The organism is Rhodococcus opacus, assembly GCF_012396235.1.
Lineage (GTDB): Bacteria > Actinomycetota > Actinomycetes > Mycobacteriales > Mycobacteriaceae > Rhodococcus_F > Rhodococcus_F opacus.
Genome location: NZ_JAAXPA010000023.1, coordinates 22,001 through 40,453, shown reverse-complemented (window position 1 = coordinate 40,453; position 18,453 = coordinate 22,001). Strand labels below are relative to the sequence as shown.

At 66.5% G+C, this 18,453-nt stretch carries 11 protein-coding genes and 1 pseudogene; 11 read left to right on the top strand and 1 reads right to left on the bottom strand.

Features of this window, described 5'->3' with window-relative positions; translation table 11 throughout:
- The first annotated feature begins 847 nt into the window (after positions 1-847).
- The 8 genes and pseudogenes from nrdH (at position 848) to HGB39_RS26210 (ending at position 14,511) form a co-directional block, all read left to right on the top strand.
- Positions 848-1,077, top strand: a pseudogene (gene nrdH / locus HGB39_RS26245) (glutaredoxin-like protein NrdH).
- A 51-nt stretch (positions 1,078-1,128) separates the two neighbouring features.
- Complete coding sequence (locus tag HGB39_RS26240) at positions 1,129-1,683, top strand: DnaB-like helicase N-terminal domain-containing protein (protein ID WP_064079947.1); 555 nt, start codon at positions 1,129-1,131, stop codon at positions 1,681-1,683.
- A complete protein-coding gene (locus HGB39_RS26235) occupies positions 1,680-1,871 on the top strand; it encodes a hypothetical protein (protein WP_064079948.1) in 192 nt (63 codons plus the stop codon). The genes HGB39_RS26240 and HGB39_RS26235 overlap by 4 nt, the downstream gene beginning before the upstream one ends.
- Positions 1,872-2,801: 930 nt before the next feature.
- A complete protein-coding gene (locus HGB39_RS26230; protein WP_064079949.1) occupies positions 2,802-3,062 on the top strand; it encodes a hypothetical protein in 261 nt (86 codons plus the stop codon).
- Positions 3,055-3,417 carry a type II toxin-antitoxin system HicB family antitoxin gene (locus tag HGB39_RS26225; RefSeq protein ID WP_064079950.1) on the top strand — a complete coding sequence of 121 codons (363 nt, stop codon included), beginning with the start codon at positions 3,055-3,057 and terminating at the stop codon, positions 3,415-3,417. Before HGB39_RS26230 ends, HGB39_RS26225 begins: the two co-directional genes overlap by 8 nt.
- A gap of 197 nt (positions 3,418-3,614) precedes the next feature.
- Positions 3,615-4,241 (top strand): hypothetical protein, encoded by a 627-nt coding sequence (locus HGB39_RS26220; RefSeq protein ID WP_064079951.1) that lies wholly within the window; start codon positions 3,615-3,617, stop codon positions 4,239-4,241.
- A gap of 14 nt (positions 4,242-4,255) precedes the next feature.
- Positions 4,256-13,084: a helicase-like domain-containing protein gene (locus HGB39_RS26215; protein ID WP_064079952.1), complete on the top strand. Its 8,829-nt coding sequence runs from the start codon at positions 4,256-4,258 to the stop codon at positions 13,082-13,084.
- A gap of 161 nt (positions 13,085-13,245) precedes the next feature.
- Positions 13,246-14,511 carry a hypothetical protein gene (locus tag HGB39_RS26210; RefSeq protein ID WP_064079953.1) on the top strand — a complete coding sequence of 422 codons (1,266 nt, stop codon included), beginning with the start codon at positions 13,246-13,248 and terminating at the stop codon, positions 14,509-14,511.
- A 99-nt stretch (positions 14,512-14,610) separates the two neighbouring features.
- On the opposite strand, the gene HGB39_RS26205 is transcribed toward HGB39_RS26210, so the two are convergent.
- On the bottom strand, positions 14,611-15,630 hold the full coding sequence (locus HGB39_RS26205; protein ID WP_064079954.1) for a hypothetical protein: 1,020 nt from the start codon (positions 15,628-15,630) through the stop codon (positions 14,611-14,613).
- 620 nt (positions 15,631-16,250) lie between these two features.
- Here HGB39_RS26205 and HGB39_RS26200 point away from each other — a divergent pair.
- The 3 genes from HGB39_RS26200 (at position 16,251) to HGB39_RS26190 (ending at position 18,414) form a co-directional block, all read left to right on the top strand.
- The gene (locus HGB39_RS26200; protein ID WP_064079955.1) at positions 16,251-17,030 is read left to right on the top strand and encodes a MerR family transcriptional regulator; all 780 of its coding nucleotides are present in this window, start codon (positions 16,251-16,253) and stop codon (positions 17,028-17,030) included.
- Entirely contained in the window at positions 17,027-17,338 is a 312-nt protein-coding gene (locus HGB39_RS26195; protein ID WP_155755967.1) for a hypothetical protein, read from the top strand. Before HGB39_RS26200 ends, HGB39_RS26195 begins: the two co-directional genes overlap by 4 nt.
- 113 nt (positions 17,339-17,451) lie before the next feature.
- The gene (locus HGB39_RS26190) at positions 17,452-18,414 is read left to right on the top strand and encodes a bile acid:sodium symporter (protein WP_210752993.1); all 963 of its coding nucleotides are present in this window, start codon (positions 17,452-17,454) and stop codon (positions 18,412-18,414) included.
- The last annotated feature ends 39 nt before the right edge of the window (positions 18,415-18,453 follow it).

Genomic DNA, 18,453 nt, shown 5'->3' with positions numbered 1-18,453 from the left:
TGCGAGTGCACCGGGCAGCAACTATCTGCCCGGTGCGCTCGCCCAGAAGGAGAAGAGCGACCACCATGACCGAGCCCGGAAACCAACTTCCACAGCTTGACCTATTCATCTCGTGCGCCGTCCCCACCTGCGACTTCCCAGTCGCCGAACCCGGTGACGTGTGCACCGGATGTCAGGACGCGTTCGGCCACATGCTGCGAGCCCGACCCGCCGCACCGTGCGTATCACCGCAGCGCGATCCCGCGCACTCCGCTGGCATCCCGGAGCAGAACAGGACGAGCCGGACCTCCAGCGCCACTGACGCGCTCACGCGGTCTCAGCGGTGCTGGTTGTGCGAGGAACGCCGAACCTGCACGAAGGTGCGTGGCCGTTGGGAGTGCCGAGGGTGCACCCGCGGATAGCTAGACCGCCCGTCCGGTGCGGCGAGAATCCCGCACCGGACGGAACTAGGAGGATTTCCGAACATCGGGCCCAGGGTGGCTCCGCGACGATCGAGTGCGGTCGAATTCTATTCCCGAGCCATTCCTAAAAAGGTTGGAATTAACTGTTTATAATTCTTGGGATTCGGTACTTTCGAGCGGCTATATGCACCCACTTTCGAGGCGAAATGTATTCCGGGAAGTCGCTTCTTCCTGGAGTGAAACGCTATCGCCCGTCGTGCGCTAACCGCGAGTCGGTTCGACGAAAGTGCAGTTAATCGCCATGATCGCGAAGTGTGGTGGCGAACTGGAGGCGGACGAAAGAAAGGCTCTAAATTGCTCGAAAAACTGGCCGCTATATGTAGAAATATCTCTAATTTCGACTACAATAAGAATGGTAGAGAAAGCGCAAATGGGGAGGATTCAAAATGTCGGTTCAGGTGTACAGCAAAAGCTCGTGGCAGTGCAATGCACTGCCACCCACCGGGCCCTCGACAAAGAGGGGATCGAGTACTCCGTGATCGATCTGGAGGGCGACCCTCACGCCGTGAACGCTCTGCGGGCGCTCGGCTACAGCCAGGCCCCGGTCGTCATTGCCGGTGACCAGCATTGGGGCGGCTTCCGGCCTGACCGCATCAAAGCCCTCGTAGCTGCCTGAGTCCCCACCGACACCGGGCCGCCGAACATGTCATCACGAAAGGACCGCTCAATGAACGCCGCCGCCCTCGCGCTCGTCCCGGATGACACCGTCGTCGAGACCGACCAGATTCAGGTCGGCGACATCGACACCAACACTCATACCGATGTCGAGGCCCTCTGCCTGTGTGCTCTCTTGTGGGCGCCCTATGAGGCCGCGGCCCGGGCTGTCGCCGCCCTCGAGGTCGAAGATTTCGAACGACCCATCCACCGCGAACTGTTCACCGTTATCGCCCGACTCGTGCGCGCCGGAAAACCCCACGACACCACGATGGTCGCCGCCGAACTCGAACGCACCGGAAACCTCGCCGGCCACCACGGCGCCGAACGGTCCCGCTACCTGGCGAACATCACCACCCGTGGAGCCGATCACATCGCCGTCAACCACTACGCCCGCACCGTTGTCAGCCAGGCGTACCGGCGCAGCTTCCGCGCCGCCGCCCAGTCCCTCGCTCAGGCCGCCGAGCAGCTGCCCGAAGATCAGCTCTTCGAGCACATGATCGCCCTCGGTCGCCAGCAGCGAGCCGCCACAAACCGTCTCAATCACCTCAGAGGAGAAGGCCAGTGACCATCCACGCCAACGGCATACACACCGACGACGAACGTGACGCGTGGAACCTCCACGAAGCGGGGCTCAGCTGGACGCAGGTCGGCCGGGAGATCGGCTGCACCGAGGCCGCGGCCCGCGCCTTCGCCTTCGCCTACCAGCAGCGCACCGACGCAGCCGCGAGCGAGAACCAGGGCGCCTTGTTCTGATGCGGGCAAAGCACATGTCGGCTCGGCCGATGACTGGACTACGACCCGCGCCTGACGTCGAGGCGCAGCTGTGAAATGGCGCGAACACGTCGAACGAGCGGCTGCCACCATGCGGCCGTGACGGAACGATCAGAGCTGATTGAACCAAGCAACGAAGATGTTCCATAGATCTGCGAGCGGAGGCCACACCATGTAGCCAAGGTCAGGCAGTAGGCCGATCATTGCGCCCTCCTTAGAACTGATTCCACCAGGTCGCGAAGGCGATCCACGCAGAGCCCGGAAGTAGATAGGGGGCTGAGAAGATGTCGACGGGCAGGTCGGGCAGAAATCCAATCATCAGTTCATCGCCTGCCACCACTCGACGATCGGCCACCAGACCGGCATGGTCACGGTTGCGAACCACACGTAGAAGTCACCGATCGGGCCATACATTCCTGGGGGTGACATGGCTAGAACTGATTCCACCAGTTGGCGAAGTTGACGTACCAAACGCCCGGTGGCCAGATCGGGTCGCCGAACACTGGGATGTCAAACACGATGCCGATCACGGCTGTCTCCTGGTCCTCCCGACCTGCCTGAGGTATCGCCGACGTTGCAATGCCCGTTACTCCGGCAGAGCCCCACGAAGCCCCAAACGAAGGACACCCTGGCGCATCACGGCCGACCAGGCGACGGGGGTAGGAGCAAAAGAATGCCCATGGTGCTGCCGGGTCGGGATCCGACAGAGCCTCCCCTAAACCGCGCACCGCGATCCGAGCGGCTCGCCGCCACATCCGATCATCCGCCGCGGGTAACAGCGGCGACACCGCTCGCTGATGACCTTGACCAGCAGAGTTTCGGTGCGATCGTCGGCATCAAATGGCTCCGACTCCCTGCTTCGACGCTCGCCAACACGTACCGCAGTGGTATCGCGGGTGATACCATGCCGGTATGTCGAAGCAGGCGAAGCTGATCGCAAGGATGCGGGCGAGCCCGCAGAGCGTGACATATACCGAGCTGTTCAACTTCTGCTGCGACATATTCGGGGAACCGCGGCAGCGCGGCACCTCGCACGCGGTGTTCAAGATGCCGTGGGCGGGCGACCCGCGAGTGAACATCCAAAAAGGCAGCGGCGGCAAGGCGAAGCCCTACCAGGTCGGCCAAGTCGTCATCGCATACGACAAGCTCACGAAGGAGGCTGACAATGGCTGACGCATCGCACTACACCTACCGGGTGACCTGGTCGGAAGAAGACGGCGAGTTCGTCGGGGCCGTCGCCGAATTCCCGTCGTTGTCCTGGCTGGCGGAAACGCAGGCCGAAGCCCTCGACGGGGTCATCAGCGTCGTCCGTGAAGTGCTCGAGGACATGACACTGACCGGCGAACAACCACCGGTCCCGATCGCGGACCGTCCCTACAGCGGCAAGTTCATGGTGCGCACGTCCCCGCAGGTGCACCGGACCTTGGCGATCGAAGCCGAGGAACAGGGTGTCTCGCTCAACATGCTGGTCAACCAAAAGATCACGGCTCCGGCTGCGCCTCGGTCGGCGGCCGCCGGCGCCGCCTGAGGGAAGGCCGCAGGCGAAGTTGTAGAACTTTAACAACTTTGTGCTGCAAGTACTTTCGCGAAATCCGTCATAGGCTTCATGTGCTTTGTGTCCAACGAATGGGCGCACGGGAAGGTCACGCTTCGCGTGGCAGCGCATGAGAGGGGCCAGACGGTTGAGCGAACGCAGCGAGCACATCATCCAGGGAGGAAACGACGATGGCGGAGTTCGATCCGACGATTCGCGCGGAAGTGGAGCGGATCTGGCGGGAGCATCTGGGCGTGGACCCGGGCGCGACGGAGACACAGTTGACGGCGCAGTTCGACGAGGAGACAGCGCGGCTCTCGGAGCTGGTGGTGCAGCGAGTCGGGGGCGGCCAGGGGTATCTGGTGCGGAATTGGAAGGCCGAGCATCCGGGGCAGGATCCGGACGTGATGACGACCCATCAGCTGATCGCGCAGGCCGAGCACGACAGCCGGGAGGCAGTGCTGACCGAGGAGCTGTACTCGCAGGTGCCCGAGATCAGCGAGGAGAAGATCGCCCGGGAGCTGAAGATCGAGCAGCGGATCGAGGCGGAGATCGCGGCAAAGCGTCAGGCCCACGACCCCGACCGATGGCGGACGGGGATGGTCGAGGTGCCGGACCTGGCGCGGCAGGTGGTCCGCAGGGTGTGGCCGAGCGAGGCGATGACCTTTCGGACGTACGCGGAATCACTGATCGCGCAACGGATGGAGGACAACGTGAAGACGCCGCTGACGGCGGCGGATCCGCTGGCCGACGAGTTGGCGCAGATTATCGACGAGCAGATCAAGGCATCGAAGGCCGCGGGGAACCGAGTGGTGTAGCTCCACCGGAGTTGGTGGCCTATGCGCAGGCCGCCCGACATCTCGACGAGGTCGAGAGCAAGCTGTCCACGCTGATCCGCGGTGCACAGCAGATCCAGGTCCAGGCCGCCGAAACCGCGTTGCTGGGCACCGATCCGGAGCTGATCGAGGACCTGACCACCACCGCGGACCGGATGGCTGCCCGGGTCGAGCGAGTTTCGGCCGATGCCCACGAGGCCCGCGACGCGGCCGAGCGTGCCCGGCAGGCGTGCACTGATGCCGGCTACGACGTCGACGGGGTGGATGTCGCCGCGGTCAGCCGAGTACGGCCGCCGCGCCGGACCTGGCGGGATCGGCCCGCGACCGACCGCCAGCAGTCGTACTTGCGCACCTTGCGGCGTAGGCGTGGGTTGCCGGTGCGGCTGCCCGACGACCTGACGATCGGCCGCGCCGACGAGCAGATCAAGATGCTGCGCGCCCGGTCCGGGAAGGTCGCCGACGCCTCCGATCCGGAGATCGCCCGCATCCTGGCCGAAGCGGAATCGCAACGGGCGCGGGACGAGCGCGCCGAGCACACCGGACCGCCGCTGTCGCCGGGGCAGGCACGTGAGCGCTCCGCGCTGATCCGCGACCAGCTCGCAGCACAGAAGGCGGACCGGGAGCACCGACCACCGCAAACGCCCACCGCGGTACCGGAGACGGAGAACCTCGCGGGGCGGCGGCCGCTGCGGGAGCTGGTTGCCGAGTTCACCGCTCAGCGCGAACCCACCGCCCCCGCCGAGGACGTCACCGCGTTGCTCGACGAGATCACCGGGCAGGTGATGGCGGACGAGGACCTCAACCTGGCCGCCGGAGCGCAGTCGAACACCTTTGAGCAGTTCACGTCCTGGGCCATGCGCCGCGCCCACGACGAGGTGCAGGCCGGTCTGGTCGAGCAGGTGGTGAGCGAGGACCCGCAGGTCGCGGCCGTCGCCCGCGCCGCTCTCGACGACCCGGCGCACTGGCAGGCGGCCGCCGCACAGCTGCCCGCCCGCCTCTGGGCGCAGCACAATCGCGACCGCACCGCCGCCGACGCCGCGGTCACCGCACTCGAAGCCGACCCGGCCGTCACCGAGGCCGCGACCGGCACGGCCGAGCAGTTCACCGCCGCACTGCCGGTGCAGCAGGCGATCGACACCGTCACCGCCGCCGCCGGCCCCGAAACCGAAACCGAGCGGCAGCAACTGGCTGAGGACACCCTGACCCGGGTGCACGCCAACAGCCACCGCACCGATCCGGTGGACTGGCGGCAGATCGGCCGCGACGCCTGGACCGAACACGGCCTGAGCGGCGGAGCCCCCATTCCGGCGGCGGACCCGCGAGTGCGCGCCGCGCTCGACGGCGTCCCGGTCGGTGACCCACGCACCGAGCAGATCTTCACCGACTGGAACCGCGGCTGGAACGGCGCCCGAACCGAGTGGGCGCGCGAACGCGAGGACGAGGTCCTCACCGACCTCCAGGCCGAGATGGTCGTCCACCCCCGCCTGCAGGTGCTGCGGCGACGACCCGAGGACTACCTCAGCGTCGGCCGCCACCGGCTGCTCAACCACACCGTCAGCGACTGGCTGCTGTCCGTCGACTCCGCCGACCCGCAGTACCAGGCGGCGGCGCACTGGCTGCACGACAACATCGCCACCACCCTCGACACGGTCCACGAGGCGGTCAAGACCTCCCCCGAGCCGGCCGCACCCGCACCGGAAACCGCCCCGACCGTCGAGGCTGACGTGGCCGCCGAGGTCACGGCCACCGCGGTGGACGCCCCTGAGGCTGCTGTGGAGGCCGGCGACGAGATCCCGGACCGGGAAAAGATCCACGCCTGGCTCGATGCCCAGCGCGTGCACACCGCCCTGATGCTCGACGGCGCCGATGACGCCGTCGTGGCCGAGGCCAAGCAGGCGGCCGCCGCCGCCCGGGTTCTGATCCCGGACGCCAGCCTGCGCGCGTGGCAGGCGGCCGGGAGCATCGACGACCGCGCCGCCGACGTCGAAAAATGGCGGGACTGGGCCCAGAGCGAGCTACGTCAGGACCCGCTGGTGGTGGCCTTGGCGGCGAGCACCCTGGTGAACAAACGGACCAGCGTCGTCCTCGAGGCCGCCGCCACAGACCTCGCCGACCGCCTCACCGGCCGCCCGGACCTCGCAGCGGTGATCGACGACCACGGCGGTCACCAGTGGCTCACCGCCGAGGTCCGGGGCCCGCTCCTGGGCGCACTCGGGGACACCTACCGCGACAAGGCCACCGACTGGCTTGCCCGCGACATCAACACCTTCGTGGCGACGGGCCGTCCCCGCACCCAGGTGCACCGGTTCACCCTGCACACCGGCACCCCCGTGTGGGAGGTCACCACCGACGGCGGTAACAGCCGAGAGTTGTGGGGCGGGCACCACCTGCCCGCGGTCCGCCGCGCCACGACCTCAGGCCGCGACACCAGCGCGGGCCCGGTCCGGGAGGGCCTTACTGCCGAACAGGCCCGCGGCCGGTTCGCCGAGATCACCGGGCGGGCACTGAGCCAGGACGAGGTGTTCGCCGCGGCCGCAACATCGCTGCACCCGAGCCTGAACCGGACCGGGTTCTTGACCTCGCAGGGCTGCCGGGAACTGCGCGGCCGCGTTCTCACCGAGTTCGAGCGCGACCACCGCGACCTGGCGGCAGCCTGCCGCGCCCACGGACTCGACACCTCGGAGCTGTTGCGCCTGGACATCGCCCATCACGCGTTCGACACCCTGCACACCAGCGCCCGTGAGCCCGACGACCTGTTCACCGCGGCGACCGGACCGGCCGATCTCGAGGCGCTGCGGGACTCGGAATACCTTGTCGGCGAACCCGGCCAGGACCGGGCGCAGGTCAACTACCGGTGGCGCACCAAGGACTGGCAGGTCAGCCGCGGCGACGCCGAACCGGTCACCACGGCAACCCTCGCCGAGGCGATCACCACCGCCCGCACCGGACGGCGCACCGAGTCGGCTGCGGCGACCGAGGTCACCGCGAGCATCACCGGTGAACGCGACACCCGAGACCACGCCGTCCGGGACACCGAGAACGAACCCGCAACCGACGCGTCGCCCGTCGCCACCCAGCCGGTCCCGGACCAGCCGGAGGTGACGGCCACGAACTTCGTCCTCGGCGCCGAGGTACTGGCCCCGTCCGGGGCAAAGGCCCGCGCCCGGGCGAACATCGACGCGATCCGCCTGGTGCACCAGCTCGGCGACGAAAACCGGGCAGCGACCCCGGCCGAACAGCGGATCCTCGCCGCCTGGTCCGGGTGGGGTGCGGCCGGGGACATCTTCGACAAGCGCAAGCCGGAGTGGGACGAGCTCCGCACCGACCTCTCCGCCGTGCTGACCCCGCCGGAGATCGACGCCGCCCGCGCCTCCACCCTCAACGCCCACTACACCGATCCGGCGATCGCGGCCGAGATGTGGTCCGCGCTGGGCAGAGCCGGGTTCACCGGCGGCCGGGTCCTCGAACCGGGCTGTGGGGCCGGCAACTTCATCGGTCACGCCCCGAAGGGCACCCGGATGGTCGGGGTGGAGCTGGACCCGATGACCGCCCGGATCGCGCACCACCTGTATCCGGGGCACCAGGTCCGGGGCCACGGATTCGAGAAGTTCTCCCCCGACGAGGGCGCCTTCACCGCGGTGATCGGCAACGTCCCGTTCGGCAACTTCGCGGTCGGCGACCCGCTACACAACCCGTCCGGACTGACCATCCACAACCATTTCCTCCGCAAGTCCCTGGCACTGACCGAAACCGGCGGCTATGTCGCGGTCATCACCAGCGCCTTCACCTCCGACGCCCAGCGGACCAAGGCCCGCGAGGAGATCGCCGAACTCGGCGACCTGGTCGGCGCACTGCGGTTGCCGACCAAGGCATTCGACCGGCAGGCCGGTACCGATGTGGTCACCGACCTGCTGATCTTCCGCCGCCGCGAGGCCGGCCGCGCACCGGCAACGGCGACCGAGCAGTGGATCACCACCTCGAGAGCCGAGCTGGCCGACGGTGAGATCCAGGTCAACGACTACTTCCTCGCCCACCCGGAGAACGTGCTCGGCGAACTCGGGATCGGGTCGGGCATGTACTCGGCGGCCACCTTGAAGGTGACCGCCGACCCGTCCCGCCCGTTGGCCACCCAGGTCCGTGACCGACTGACCGCCATCGTCGACACCGCGAAGAGGGCGGGGCTCGGGCAGGACGCCGAACAGCCGGCCGCCGACCCGATGCTCGACAAGCCCGGGCTGGTCACCGCGGAAGAAGCCGCGATCACCGAGGTTCCGGGATCGGTGCGGTTCAACGACGAGACCCTGATGTTCGAGCAGCTCTCCCTCGGCCGGTGGACGCCGGTGCCGTCGAAGATCGACAAGGCCCGCACCGCCCAGTGGAAGTCCATGCTCACCATGGCCGGCACGGTCACCGACCTCGTCGACGCCCAGCGCACCGGCGGCGACGAGGACACCAAGAACCGGCTGCGGGCGCAGCTGAACCGCCAGTACGACGGGTATGCGCGCAAGTACGGGCCGCTGGGCCGGTTCACCTGGGTCACTCCGGGCCCGGCGACGCAGAAGGTCATCGACAAACGCTTCGCCGACCTGGAGAAGAAGTGGCGGACCAATAATGGCGACGAGACCGGCCCGGTCACCGGGGCACTGCCCGAGGACGTCGCCGCCCGACTGCTGGCGGAGGCCTCCGAGCCGAACCCGCCGTGGAAGAAGATGCGGCACCTCGAGGGCGCCATCCGCTACGACCCGGCGATCCAGCTGGTCCGCAGCATCGAAATCTTCGACGAGGACACCCAGCAGGCGCGGAAGTCGAAGATCTTCACCGAGGACGTCATCACCCCGCCGCAGCGGGCGGAAACCGCCCAGGACGTCGCCGAAGCGCTGGCAGTCAGCTTGGACGAGACCGGGCAGGTCGACCTGGACCGGATCTCCGGGCTGGTGGGCATCGACATCGACGCCGCCCGGGACCAACTCGCCGGGCTGGTCTTCCCCAACCCGGAAGACCCGACCGAGCTGATCCCGGCCCCGAGGTTCCTGTCCGGAAACGTGCGGGAGAAGTTGGCGGCCACCGAAGCCGCCGCCAGGCAGGACCCGCAGCTCCACGCCGGCGCGGTCGATGCACTGCGGCAGGTGATCCCGGCGGATCTGGATCCGACCAACATCACCGTCCGCCCCGGCGCGAACTGGGTGCCGACCCCGCTGTACGCGCAGTTCATCCGGGAAGCGTTCTCGGTGCACCCGGACACCCGCATCGCGGTCGAGTACTCCCCCATCACCGCGTCCTGGGACTTCACGATCGCCGGGGACCAGTACACCGATCCCTACGGGCTGCCGTACGAAACCGCCGGGGACCGGCGCGGCGTCGACGGGTTGTCGCTGCTGGAGAAGATCGCCAACAACCAGCCCATCCGGGTGTTCAAGACCGCGGCCGAACTCGAACACTCCCCCAAGCCGCGGTTCCACGAAGAGCTCACCGAGGAACTTCAGCAGCGAGCCGAGATGCTCGAAACGGCGTTCGGGGACTGGCTGTTCAACGACCCGGCCCGCACCGCCGAGCTGACCCGAGTGTTCAACGACCGGTTCAACTCCTTCGTCGACCCCGCCTACAACGGGCAGGGCCGCACCTTCCCCGGCCTGCGGATCGCACCGCATCCGCACCAGGCCGCCGTCGCGGTGCGGCAGATCAACGAACCGTCGGTGCTTCTCGACCACACCGTCGGCACCGGCAAGACCTGGTCGATCACGATGTGCGCGATGGAGATGCGTCGCCTCGGGCAGATCAAACAGCCCTGGGTGGTGGTCCCGAACCACCTCATCGACCAGTGGGGTCGCGAGGTCTCCGACGCCTACCCCGGTGCCCGGGTGCTGGTCGGCGACGACTTCAAATCCCGTGCCGACCGGCAACTGTTCATGGCGCAATCGGCCTCCCAGGACTGGGATCTGGTGATCGTCCCCGAGCCGGCCTTCACCAAGATGCAGTGTTCGGTCGACACCCAGGCCGCCTACATCGCCGACGAAATCACCAAGCTCGAACAAGCCCGGGAAGCGGCCACCGGACAGAACACCATCAAGGAGATCGAGAAGGCCAAGAAGCGGTGGCAGGACAAGCTCGAGAAGAAGATCAACGCCGACTCCAAGGACGTCGGCTTCTCCTTCGAGCAAACCGGCTGTGACTACCTGTTTCTCGACGAAGCACACATGTGGAAGAACCTCTCCCGCCAGTCCAACAACGCCGACCTGGCGCTGCGGGAAGGATCGAGCCGGGCCACCGACCTGGACATGAAACTGTCCTACCTGCGGCGGAAGTACCGCCAGCGCGCCGCCGTCGAGGGCCGCAAACCCGTTCCGGAGAAGGTCGTCACCTTCGCCACCGGCACCCCGGTCGCCAACAGCATGTCCGAGCTGTGGGTGATGACGAAGTACCTGCGTCCGGACCTGCTCGAGGCCGGCGGCATGGAGAACATCGACGCCTGGGCGGCGAACTTCGCCGCGATGCGCCAATCGGTGGAAATGAACGTCACCGGCTCCGAACTGCGGTCGGTGTCGCGGATCGGCAAGTTCGTCAACTTGCCCGCCCTGATGGCGATGAACGCCCAGTTCACCGACGTCGTCATCCGCGAGCAGGTCCCCGCGACCCTTCCCGAGATCGCCGGTGGCGGCCGCCAGAACCTGACCTTCGAAATGCCGCTACAGGTCCGAGACTTCATGATCGACCTGGACGAGCGGATGCAGATGTACACCGGCAAGACCGCGCACATCGACAACCCACTCAAGATCGGCAGCGACGGCGCCAACGTCACTCTCGACCCCCGCCTCGGCGGCCTCGACGCACCACCGGCGGGCGAAGGCCGGGTCGACCTGCTGGTGAACAAGCTCTGGGAGATCGAGCAACGCACCGCCGACACCGTCTACTACGACGAGGCCGGCAACCCGGAACCACGCACCGGCGGTCTGCAGATCGTGTTCCTCGACCGCGGCACCCCCAAGACCGGCCGCGACGACACCGTCTACGACATCATCCGCGCCGACCTGGTCGCCCGCGGCATGTCCCCCGGCGCGGTCCAGTTCATCCAGGACTACCCCAAGCCGAAGGACAAGCGGGAGTTGTTCGCCGCCTGCCGACGCGGCGAGGTGAAAGTGCTCATCGGCTCGTCGGAGACGATGGGCACCGGCATGAACGTGCAGAAACGCGCGACCGCGCTCTACCACGTCGACTGCCCCTGGCGGCCCGCGGACCTCGAACAACGCGAGGGCCGGATCATCCGGCAGGGCAACCAGAACAAGACCGTCGAGATCATCAACATCGTCGGGGAACGCTCCTACGACACCACCAAGTGGCAGACCGTGGAGAAGAAGTCCGCCTACATCGAGCAGCTCCGCCGCGGCGCGATCGACTTCTCCGAGGCCGAAGACATCGGCAGCGACGACATGACCTCGTCGATGGCCGCGACCAAGGCCGCCGCGACCGGCGATCCCCGCTACATCGAGGTCGTCGAACTCGAAACGCAGCTCCGCAAACTGGGCGCCGAAGCCCGCGCCCACCGCTCCGACCAGGAGCGAATCAAGTGGCAACTGCACGACAACCGCACCCGATTGCCGATCCTGACCAAGGAGATCGAGGAAGGCCGCGAGGTCGCCGACGCCCTCACCGCCTGGGGTGAACTGCCCCGCAAACAGCGGACCCTCACCGTGGGCGGCCGCACGGTCTCATTCGCCGAACCGGCGGAGGTACGCAAGGCGGTGCAAACCCGACTGGCGCACATCCTCCGCGACCTCGAACGCCAACCCGACGGCCAGCACCTGGTGGCCGAGATCGCCGGCGCCGAAATCTCGATGGGCCGGCTCCCGGTCGGCGGGTACGCATTCCGGCTCACCGGTGGCATCGTCCGCACCGTCGACGCCGAGGTCGTCGACCTGGCACTCGGCAGCGCCGACGGCGGATCCGGCATGGTGACCCGGCTGACCAACATGGCCGCCGACCTGCCCGCCGCGATGGACCTGCACGTCAAGGACCGCGACTACATGGTCACCCAGACCGAGCAGCTCGCCGACAAGCTCGGGGTCCCGTTCGCCAAGACCGACGAGATCACCCGCCTCACACACACCTACAACGAGATGCGGGCCGACCTCGCCGCCCGGGAGAACTCCCCCGAGGCGCTCGCCGAGAAGGAGGCGACCAAGGAACGATTGGCGGCCGCCGGCATGTACCGCGGGTGGACCCGCGACCTCAACCCCACCCGCGGACACGCCGAAGACCAGGGCATGACCGAGGACGATCTGCGGGAAGCCACCCCCGCCCGGATGATGGCGGCCGCGAAAGAGCACGCCGAACGCAAGGCCGAGCTGGCGGCGAACCCGCAACCCCCACGGTGGCAGCGCACCGACGAGATCGGCTCCGAGCTCACCGCCGGATTCGACCGCGGCACCGGCGATCCCGGCGCCGTGGTGAAGTGGACCGGCCGCGACTGGTACTGGTCGGCTCACAACGCCAGGGAAACCCTCGACAGCGGCACCTTCCCCAACCGGGACGCCGCGATCTCCGCCGCCGAGAAGGCAGTCGGAACCGCCCTCGCGGAAGCCGCCCTACTACCGGTGGCGGTGTGGGAACGAGACCACACTGCGCTGACCGAGGCGCGATCCAACGGCGGCCAGCCTGCGGCCGCCGCCGAAACGGTGACCGACCAGGAGCTGGCCGAAGTCATGCGGCTGGTCCAGTCCGACTACCCCACCCACGCAACCGCGGCCGCCGCAACGAACACCGCCACGATCGAGCGGATCCCACCAGGGCTGCGAGCCGACCGCAGTCGTGATACCGGTCAGGAAAGGTAGACCTGCTCCGGGTACGACCAGTAGGCAACCTGCTGGTCGTGCCCGCTGCCAAGCTGCCGGCGTCCTCGGTGGAAGCGCATCGGTGTCGTTGAGGACACATCCGAACTGCTCGTTCCTTACATTTTACTGAGGTATCGGGTAGCCGGATGTGATACTGCGCTATGGGGATCGACGAGACGTGTGCAACCGAGAACAACCCGTGGAGCATCATCTCGTCCGCGTCCACAAACTCAACCTTGGCAGGAGTTCTTGCCGCTTTTCTGATCGCCGCAATAGCTGTTCTATTCGCCAAGGAGCACGAAGCCTACGTCCAGACGATGGCCCTGTTCGCCTCGGCCATCGTCATCCTTGCGCTCGACAGCTACTTGTTCAGTCACATCACCGGCATTGAGCCGAAGGTCCTGCTATCTGAAGGCGAGGTACTCGTTGACGACACATACCTCAACGCCTGCGCGAGAGCCTGGACCCAGGCAATGCCCGCTAGCGGGATGCTGGCTACCGGCGGAGTAGCACTCATTGCCGGGTTGAGCTGGATGCTCGCCATACACGGGAGCACAGCGCGACCGATACAGCCGCATCTCGCCACACTCGGAGGAGGGTTGATATCCGTGGTGATCATCACGACCACACTCCTCCTCACCGCCACGACAATCCAGTATCTTGAGCTCCTCTACCAAGACAACGTCAACATTTGGGTAAAGGTCTCAATGTGGCTCGGAGTAGCGACGGCGATTGCCTATTGCGTCTACACAATCTGGGACCGAACAACGAATATTCGCGAAACCTTGGTAGCGGCGCAAAAGGCGACTGAGGAGCGGGCAGAAGCAGCGCGCAAGGAAGCGGTACGCGCAGAAGCAGCGCGCAAGGAAGCGGTACGCGCAGAAGCAGCGCGCAATGAAGCGGCACGCGCAGAAGCAGCGCGCAAGAAAGCCAAAAATTGGGCGGTGGCACGCAAGTGGGCGGAACACAAGGAGTCGCGGGTAGAGGTCAATGTTGCAGTGACCGAGGTCTCTGAGGCGAATGCGACGGCCTCTGAGGCGGACACGACGGCCTCTGAGGCGGACACGACGGTCTCTAAGGCGAGTGCGACGGACTTCACGCTCGACCTTGGGAAGTTGAAGGCAGCGACAGCGTTAATCGCAATCCTGGCGGCCGCGGGACCAATATTTGCCGGGCTTTTGGTGCATTTCAACGAAACATGGGCCGCGGAACCCGCCTGTGGGATCCTGACCATTGCACTGGTCACCGGGTGGATCCTGCCGATCGTCATCTCGATCTGCATAAGCCATTCCGTTCCCAACGGCCGCCTGAATAGACCCGTGTTACCGCCAGGCAACTCTTCGAGCGGATTCCCGGACGAGATGACCAGGGGACGGCGTTCAAGCCCCCGCATGCCCACAGGGCCTGCGAACCGAACGCAGCCGTGACACCGGCTGGCTCTCACCACCCGTAGAAGATCAGGCTTGCCCACGCCACGATTGCCATGACCGCGGCAACAGCGACGGCGCCGATGGCAAGCTACAGCACTACGCCGACGGCCCGGGGGCCTTGTCGCGAAGGGCCTGCGCAATCTCCTTCAGTGTTTCGGTCAGATTCGCCGGAACGACCGACACCTGCTCGGTTGCGGAATCCCGGAGATCAGGAGCCGCGAACACCCTCAAACCGAGGGTAAGGACGATTTGTTCGCGCGCAGTACTGTTCGGCATCTGTTCGAGAAATGCTGACAGGGAGCTGAGCTGTACTGCGGTTGTCTTGGCCCACAACGCTGACGTGCGGTGATGGCCCGAGATCCTGGCGGCATAGGCAGCCACGGCCAGTGCGGGCAGCGTCAGTGTTAGGTGGGACAGCATCGACGTCCACACCGCGGATGCATCGCGAGTAAGCACCCCTACACCGATGGCGAGGGCGGCTACAAAGCCCGCGATCGCCGTTAGTGTCCATTTGAACGCGCGGGACTCTTCCGAGGTAGCGAGAGAGGTGAAATGCCCGGCTAACGAGGTATTTCCTGTAACTCCAGCCGCCTGTTTAGCACTGTCGCGTGCCTGAATCGTTTCGAGTGCAGCCTGCTCAGCGATCCTGCTGAATTTCGTCGCCTCAAGGGATTCTTTGAAGTCTTCCTCAAGTCGACGAAGGTCCTCAAGCCACTGTCGGACCGCGCTCTCTTCGGCGGCCGTACCGAAGACCAAAAATTCTTCGGCGAAACTGAGCTTCGAGGCGGTGAGGCCGTGACTGACACTTGAAGTGAGTCTGTCGAGCCAAGTCAACAGAGTCCTAGCCGCAGAGTCTAGTTGACCTGTCGATACAAGTTCATCGGCTGTCGGTGCCAGCTGGCTGAGTTCCAAGATGAGATCGCGGCGGACGTACTCGACTGCGTACCTCCGAACTTTGGCACCTGTTTCGGGGTCCACCAGTAGCGTGCTTCGTTCGAACAGTTGATCCCGGAGGTTGATACAAAACGTCCGAACTGCGTTGCACTTATCGCTGAGTGCTCCGCCGCGATCAAAGTCCTCAGTGCCGCTGAGCGCCTTCAAAACCTTGGACAGCATTCGCAGTGTGTTTTCGGCCCCGAAGCGCTCGGCCCCGAGGGGTGTGTCAGTTGCCCAAGGCGGAGTCTGGTCGGAATCTGTGGACATAATCGCGCTCCCTCAGCTAACGACGGTCCACCGGCAGTTGGTGGGCGATACCCAGGCACGATGCCGGGATTCTTCGTCAAGACCAGCCCTCAATCTAGAAACCGGTGGTCGAGCGAATGACAGCGGGTACCGCGAAGAACGGCCTTTGTAGATCACCTGAATGACATCTGACCCGCGGTTCCGATTGCCGCGGTCCTCCGGCCCGGGCGAGGCCACCTGCGGTGTCCCCCAAGCGGATGCTCCTGTAGGGTCTCGCTGCCAGTGGCATTTTGAGACGCCGCGAACTGCGGACTTGTTGCTTGTCTCACGGCATGGCCACAGCAATCTGTCTCAAGACCCTGGCATTTCCTCAGCCACTACGAAGCGAGACGGGCCGCGCCGATGCCCCTGCCGCGACGGCGATCAGGACGCCCTGACACCCACACCGGGAGTGGTTGGCGACCCCGTAAGCGGATCGGTGACCGGGCAGCAGTGCAGAGTTCTTGCCGTTTACGCTTGACCTTCGAGTCGACTCGAAGGTTTACCGTCGTCTCATGAGCACTTATCGGATCTCGCAGCTGGCGGAGATCTCCGGGGTTCCGGCCACGACGCTGCGGTTCTACGAGACCGCGGGCCTGTTGTCCGCCGAACGGACGGCATCGGGTTATCGGGTCTACGGTGACGAGGCCGTCGAGCGGCTGGGGTTCATCTCCTCGGCCAAGCATCTCGGCCTGCCGCTGGAGGAGATCGGTGATCTGCTCGAGGTCTGGGAGCAGGGAGTCTGTGCCTCGGTGCGCCAGCGGATGCTTCCGATGGTCACCGACCGGATCGGCGACGCTGACAATCGGATCGCGGAACTGACGGCGTTTTCGGCGTACCTGGCCGGTGTCCGTGCCGACCTGTCGGAGCCGGCACCGGACGGGGCCTGCGGGCCGGACTGCGGCTGCCTCACCGCCCCAGCCACATCCACCACGCCGGCGCCGGTGCCTCTGACACTCGAACGCCGGCCCGAGCCGGCACCAGGTCTCTCCTGGCGGGATGTCCCGGTGGCCTGCACCCTCAGCGGCGACGAATACGGCGAGCGTGCCCAGCAATGGCAGCAGGTGCTGGACTCAGCCACCGGACGTGAAGAGATCGACGATGGTCTCCGCGTACGGTTCCCGTCCGACCCCAACCTGGTCGCCGAGGTGGCACGCCTGGCCGCCGCCGAACAAGGCTGCTGCGCCTTCTTCGACTTCACCCTCCACCTGTCTCCAGACGCGCTCGCGTTGACTGTGCGCGCCCCCGAGACCGCCCACGCCCTACTGGCCGAACTGTTCGGAGCGAAAGTATGACCTCACCCCGGCGTCCAGGATCTGCCCGGTGGCAGGCGATCGGGGTGGGCGCCGCCGCGGTCGGCGCGTGCGCGGTTTGCTGCGCAGCCCCCATCCTCACCGTCCTCGGTGGGCTCTCCGTGCTCTCCGCGGTGGGAGCGGTATGGGTCCCCGCACTGATCGTCGTCGCGATCTTTGCCGCGCTGGCACTGCTAGCAGTAGTGCGCCGGCGCCGCGCCAGCGCCTCCTGCGCGGCGACGACGGTGGACCTTCAGATGCCCACGGTGGGCGGCAGCGAGGGTGAGCGCACGATATCCGAATCACGATGACCTGTGATGCCCCCGATGGGCGAGAATTCAGTGCGCCCGCCAAGACCGGTCGGCGCGGGGCACACGATCGAGGAGTCGGATAAGTGGCGCAGCCGCAGGGCGTTGTCGAACGCATGGAACACCACCAGGTGGCGATCTACCTCGCGGCAATGGTCGTCGGCGCCGGGCTCGGCTGGGCCGTCCCGGCAGCAGGCCCGGGCCTCGAGCACGCGATCAACCCGGTACTCGGCGCCCTGCTGTACGTGACCTTCCTGCAGGTCCCCGCCGCCGAACTGGTGCGGTCGCTGCGCGACGGGCGGTTCCTGTCGGCCACGATGGTCGTGAACTTCGTGGTCGTGCCGCTCGTGGTGGCGGCCATGTTCACGTTCCTGCCCGCCGACCAGGCCGTGCGGGTCGGGGTGTTGCTGGTGCTGCTGTGCCCGTGTGTGGACTACGTGATCGTCTTCAGCGGCCTCGCCGGCGGCAGCAGCCGACGGCTCCTCGCCGCGACCCCACTGTTGTTGGTCACCCAGATGCTCCTGTTGCCGCTGTTCCTGCTCATGTTCATGGGTTCGGACCTGTCCGACATCGTCGAGACCGGCCCCTTCGTGGAAGCGTTCGTGGTGCTGATCGTCATCCCCCTGACGCTGGCGTGGGCGACCCAGTTCTGGTCCGCTCGGGCAGCATTGGGCCGGAAGGTATCCGATGCCGCGACGTCGATCATGGTGCCGTTGATGGCCGCCACCCTCCTGGTCGTGGTCGCCTCCCAGATACCGAAGCTGGACGGCAACTTCGCCGACGTGGCCGCGGTGGTGCCCTTCTACGCGGCGTTCCTCGTGGTGATGGCGTTCGCCGGATGGGCGATCGCCCGGCTGTTCCGCCTGGATGTCCCGTCGGGGCGGGCCGTGGTGTTCACAGGTGCCACCCGCAACTCCCTGGTCGTGCTCCCGCTGGCCTTGGCACTGCCCGACCAGCTCGCGGTTGCTGCGGTCGTCGTGGTCACCCAAACACTCGTCGAAGTCGTCGGGATGGTCATCTACGTGCGCGTGGTCCCGCGCCTCGTCCGGGACGACCGCACGGCCGTCTCCGCCGCCTGACTCGCTGTCACCCTGGCCACGGGCGGCAACGGATTCCGT

Bases quoted from the DNA above. Each gene is read 5' to 3' on its own strand.
- HGB39_RS26240 (WP_064079947.1), top strand. From the start codon at position 1,129: ATGAACGCCGCCGCCCTCGCGCTCGTCCCGGATGACACCGTCGTCGAG.
- HGB39_RS26230 (WP_064079949.1), top strand. From the start codon at position 2,802: ATGTCGAAGCAGGCGAAGCTGATCGCAAGGATGCGGGCGAGCCCGCAG.
- HGB39_RS26225 (WP_064079950.1), top strand. From the start codon at position 3,055: ATGGCTGACGCATCGCACTACACCTACCGGGTGACCTGGTCGGAAGAA.
- HGB39_RS26220 (WP_064079951.1), top strand. From the start codon at position 3,615: ATGGCGGAGTTCGATCCGACGATTCGCGCGGAAGTGGAGCGGATCTGG.
- HGB39_RS26210 (WP_064079953.1), top strand. From the start codon at position 13,246: ATGGGGATCGACGAGACGTGTGCAACCGAGAACAACCCGTGGAGCATC.
- HGB39_RS26205 (WP_064079954.1), bottom strand. From the start codon at position 15,630: ATGCTGTCCAAGGTTTTGAAGGCGCTCAGCGGCACTGAGGACTTTGAT.
- HGB39_RS26200 (WP_064079955.1), top strand. From the start codon at position 16,251: ATGAGCACTTATCGGATCTCGCAGCTGGCGGAGATCTCCGGGGTTCCG.
- HGB39_RS26195 (WP_155755967.1), top strand. From the start codon at position 17,027: ATGACCTCACCCCGGCGTCCAGGATCTGCCCGGTGGCAGGCGATCGGG.
- HGB39_RS26190 (WP_210752993.1), top strand. From the start codon at position 17,452: ATGGAACACCACCAGGTGGCGATCTACCTCGCGGCAATGGTCGTCGGC.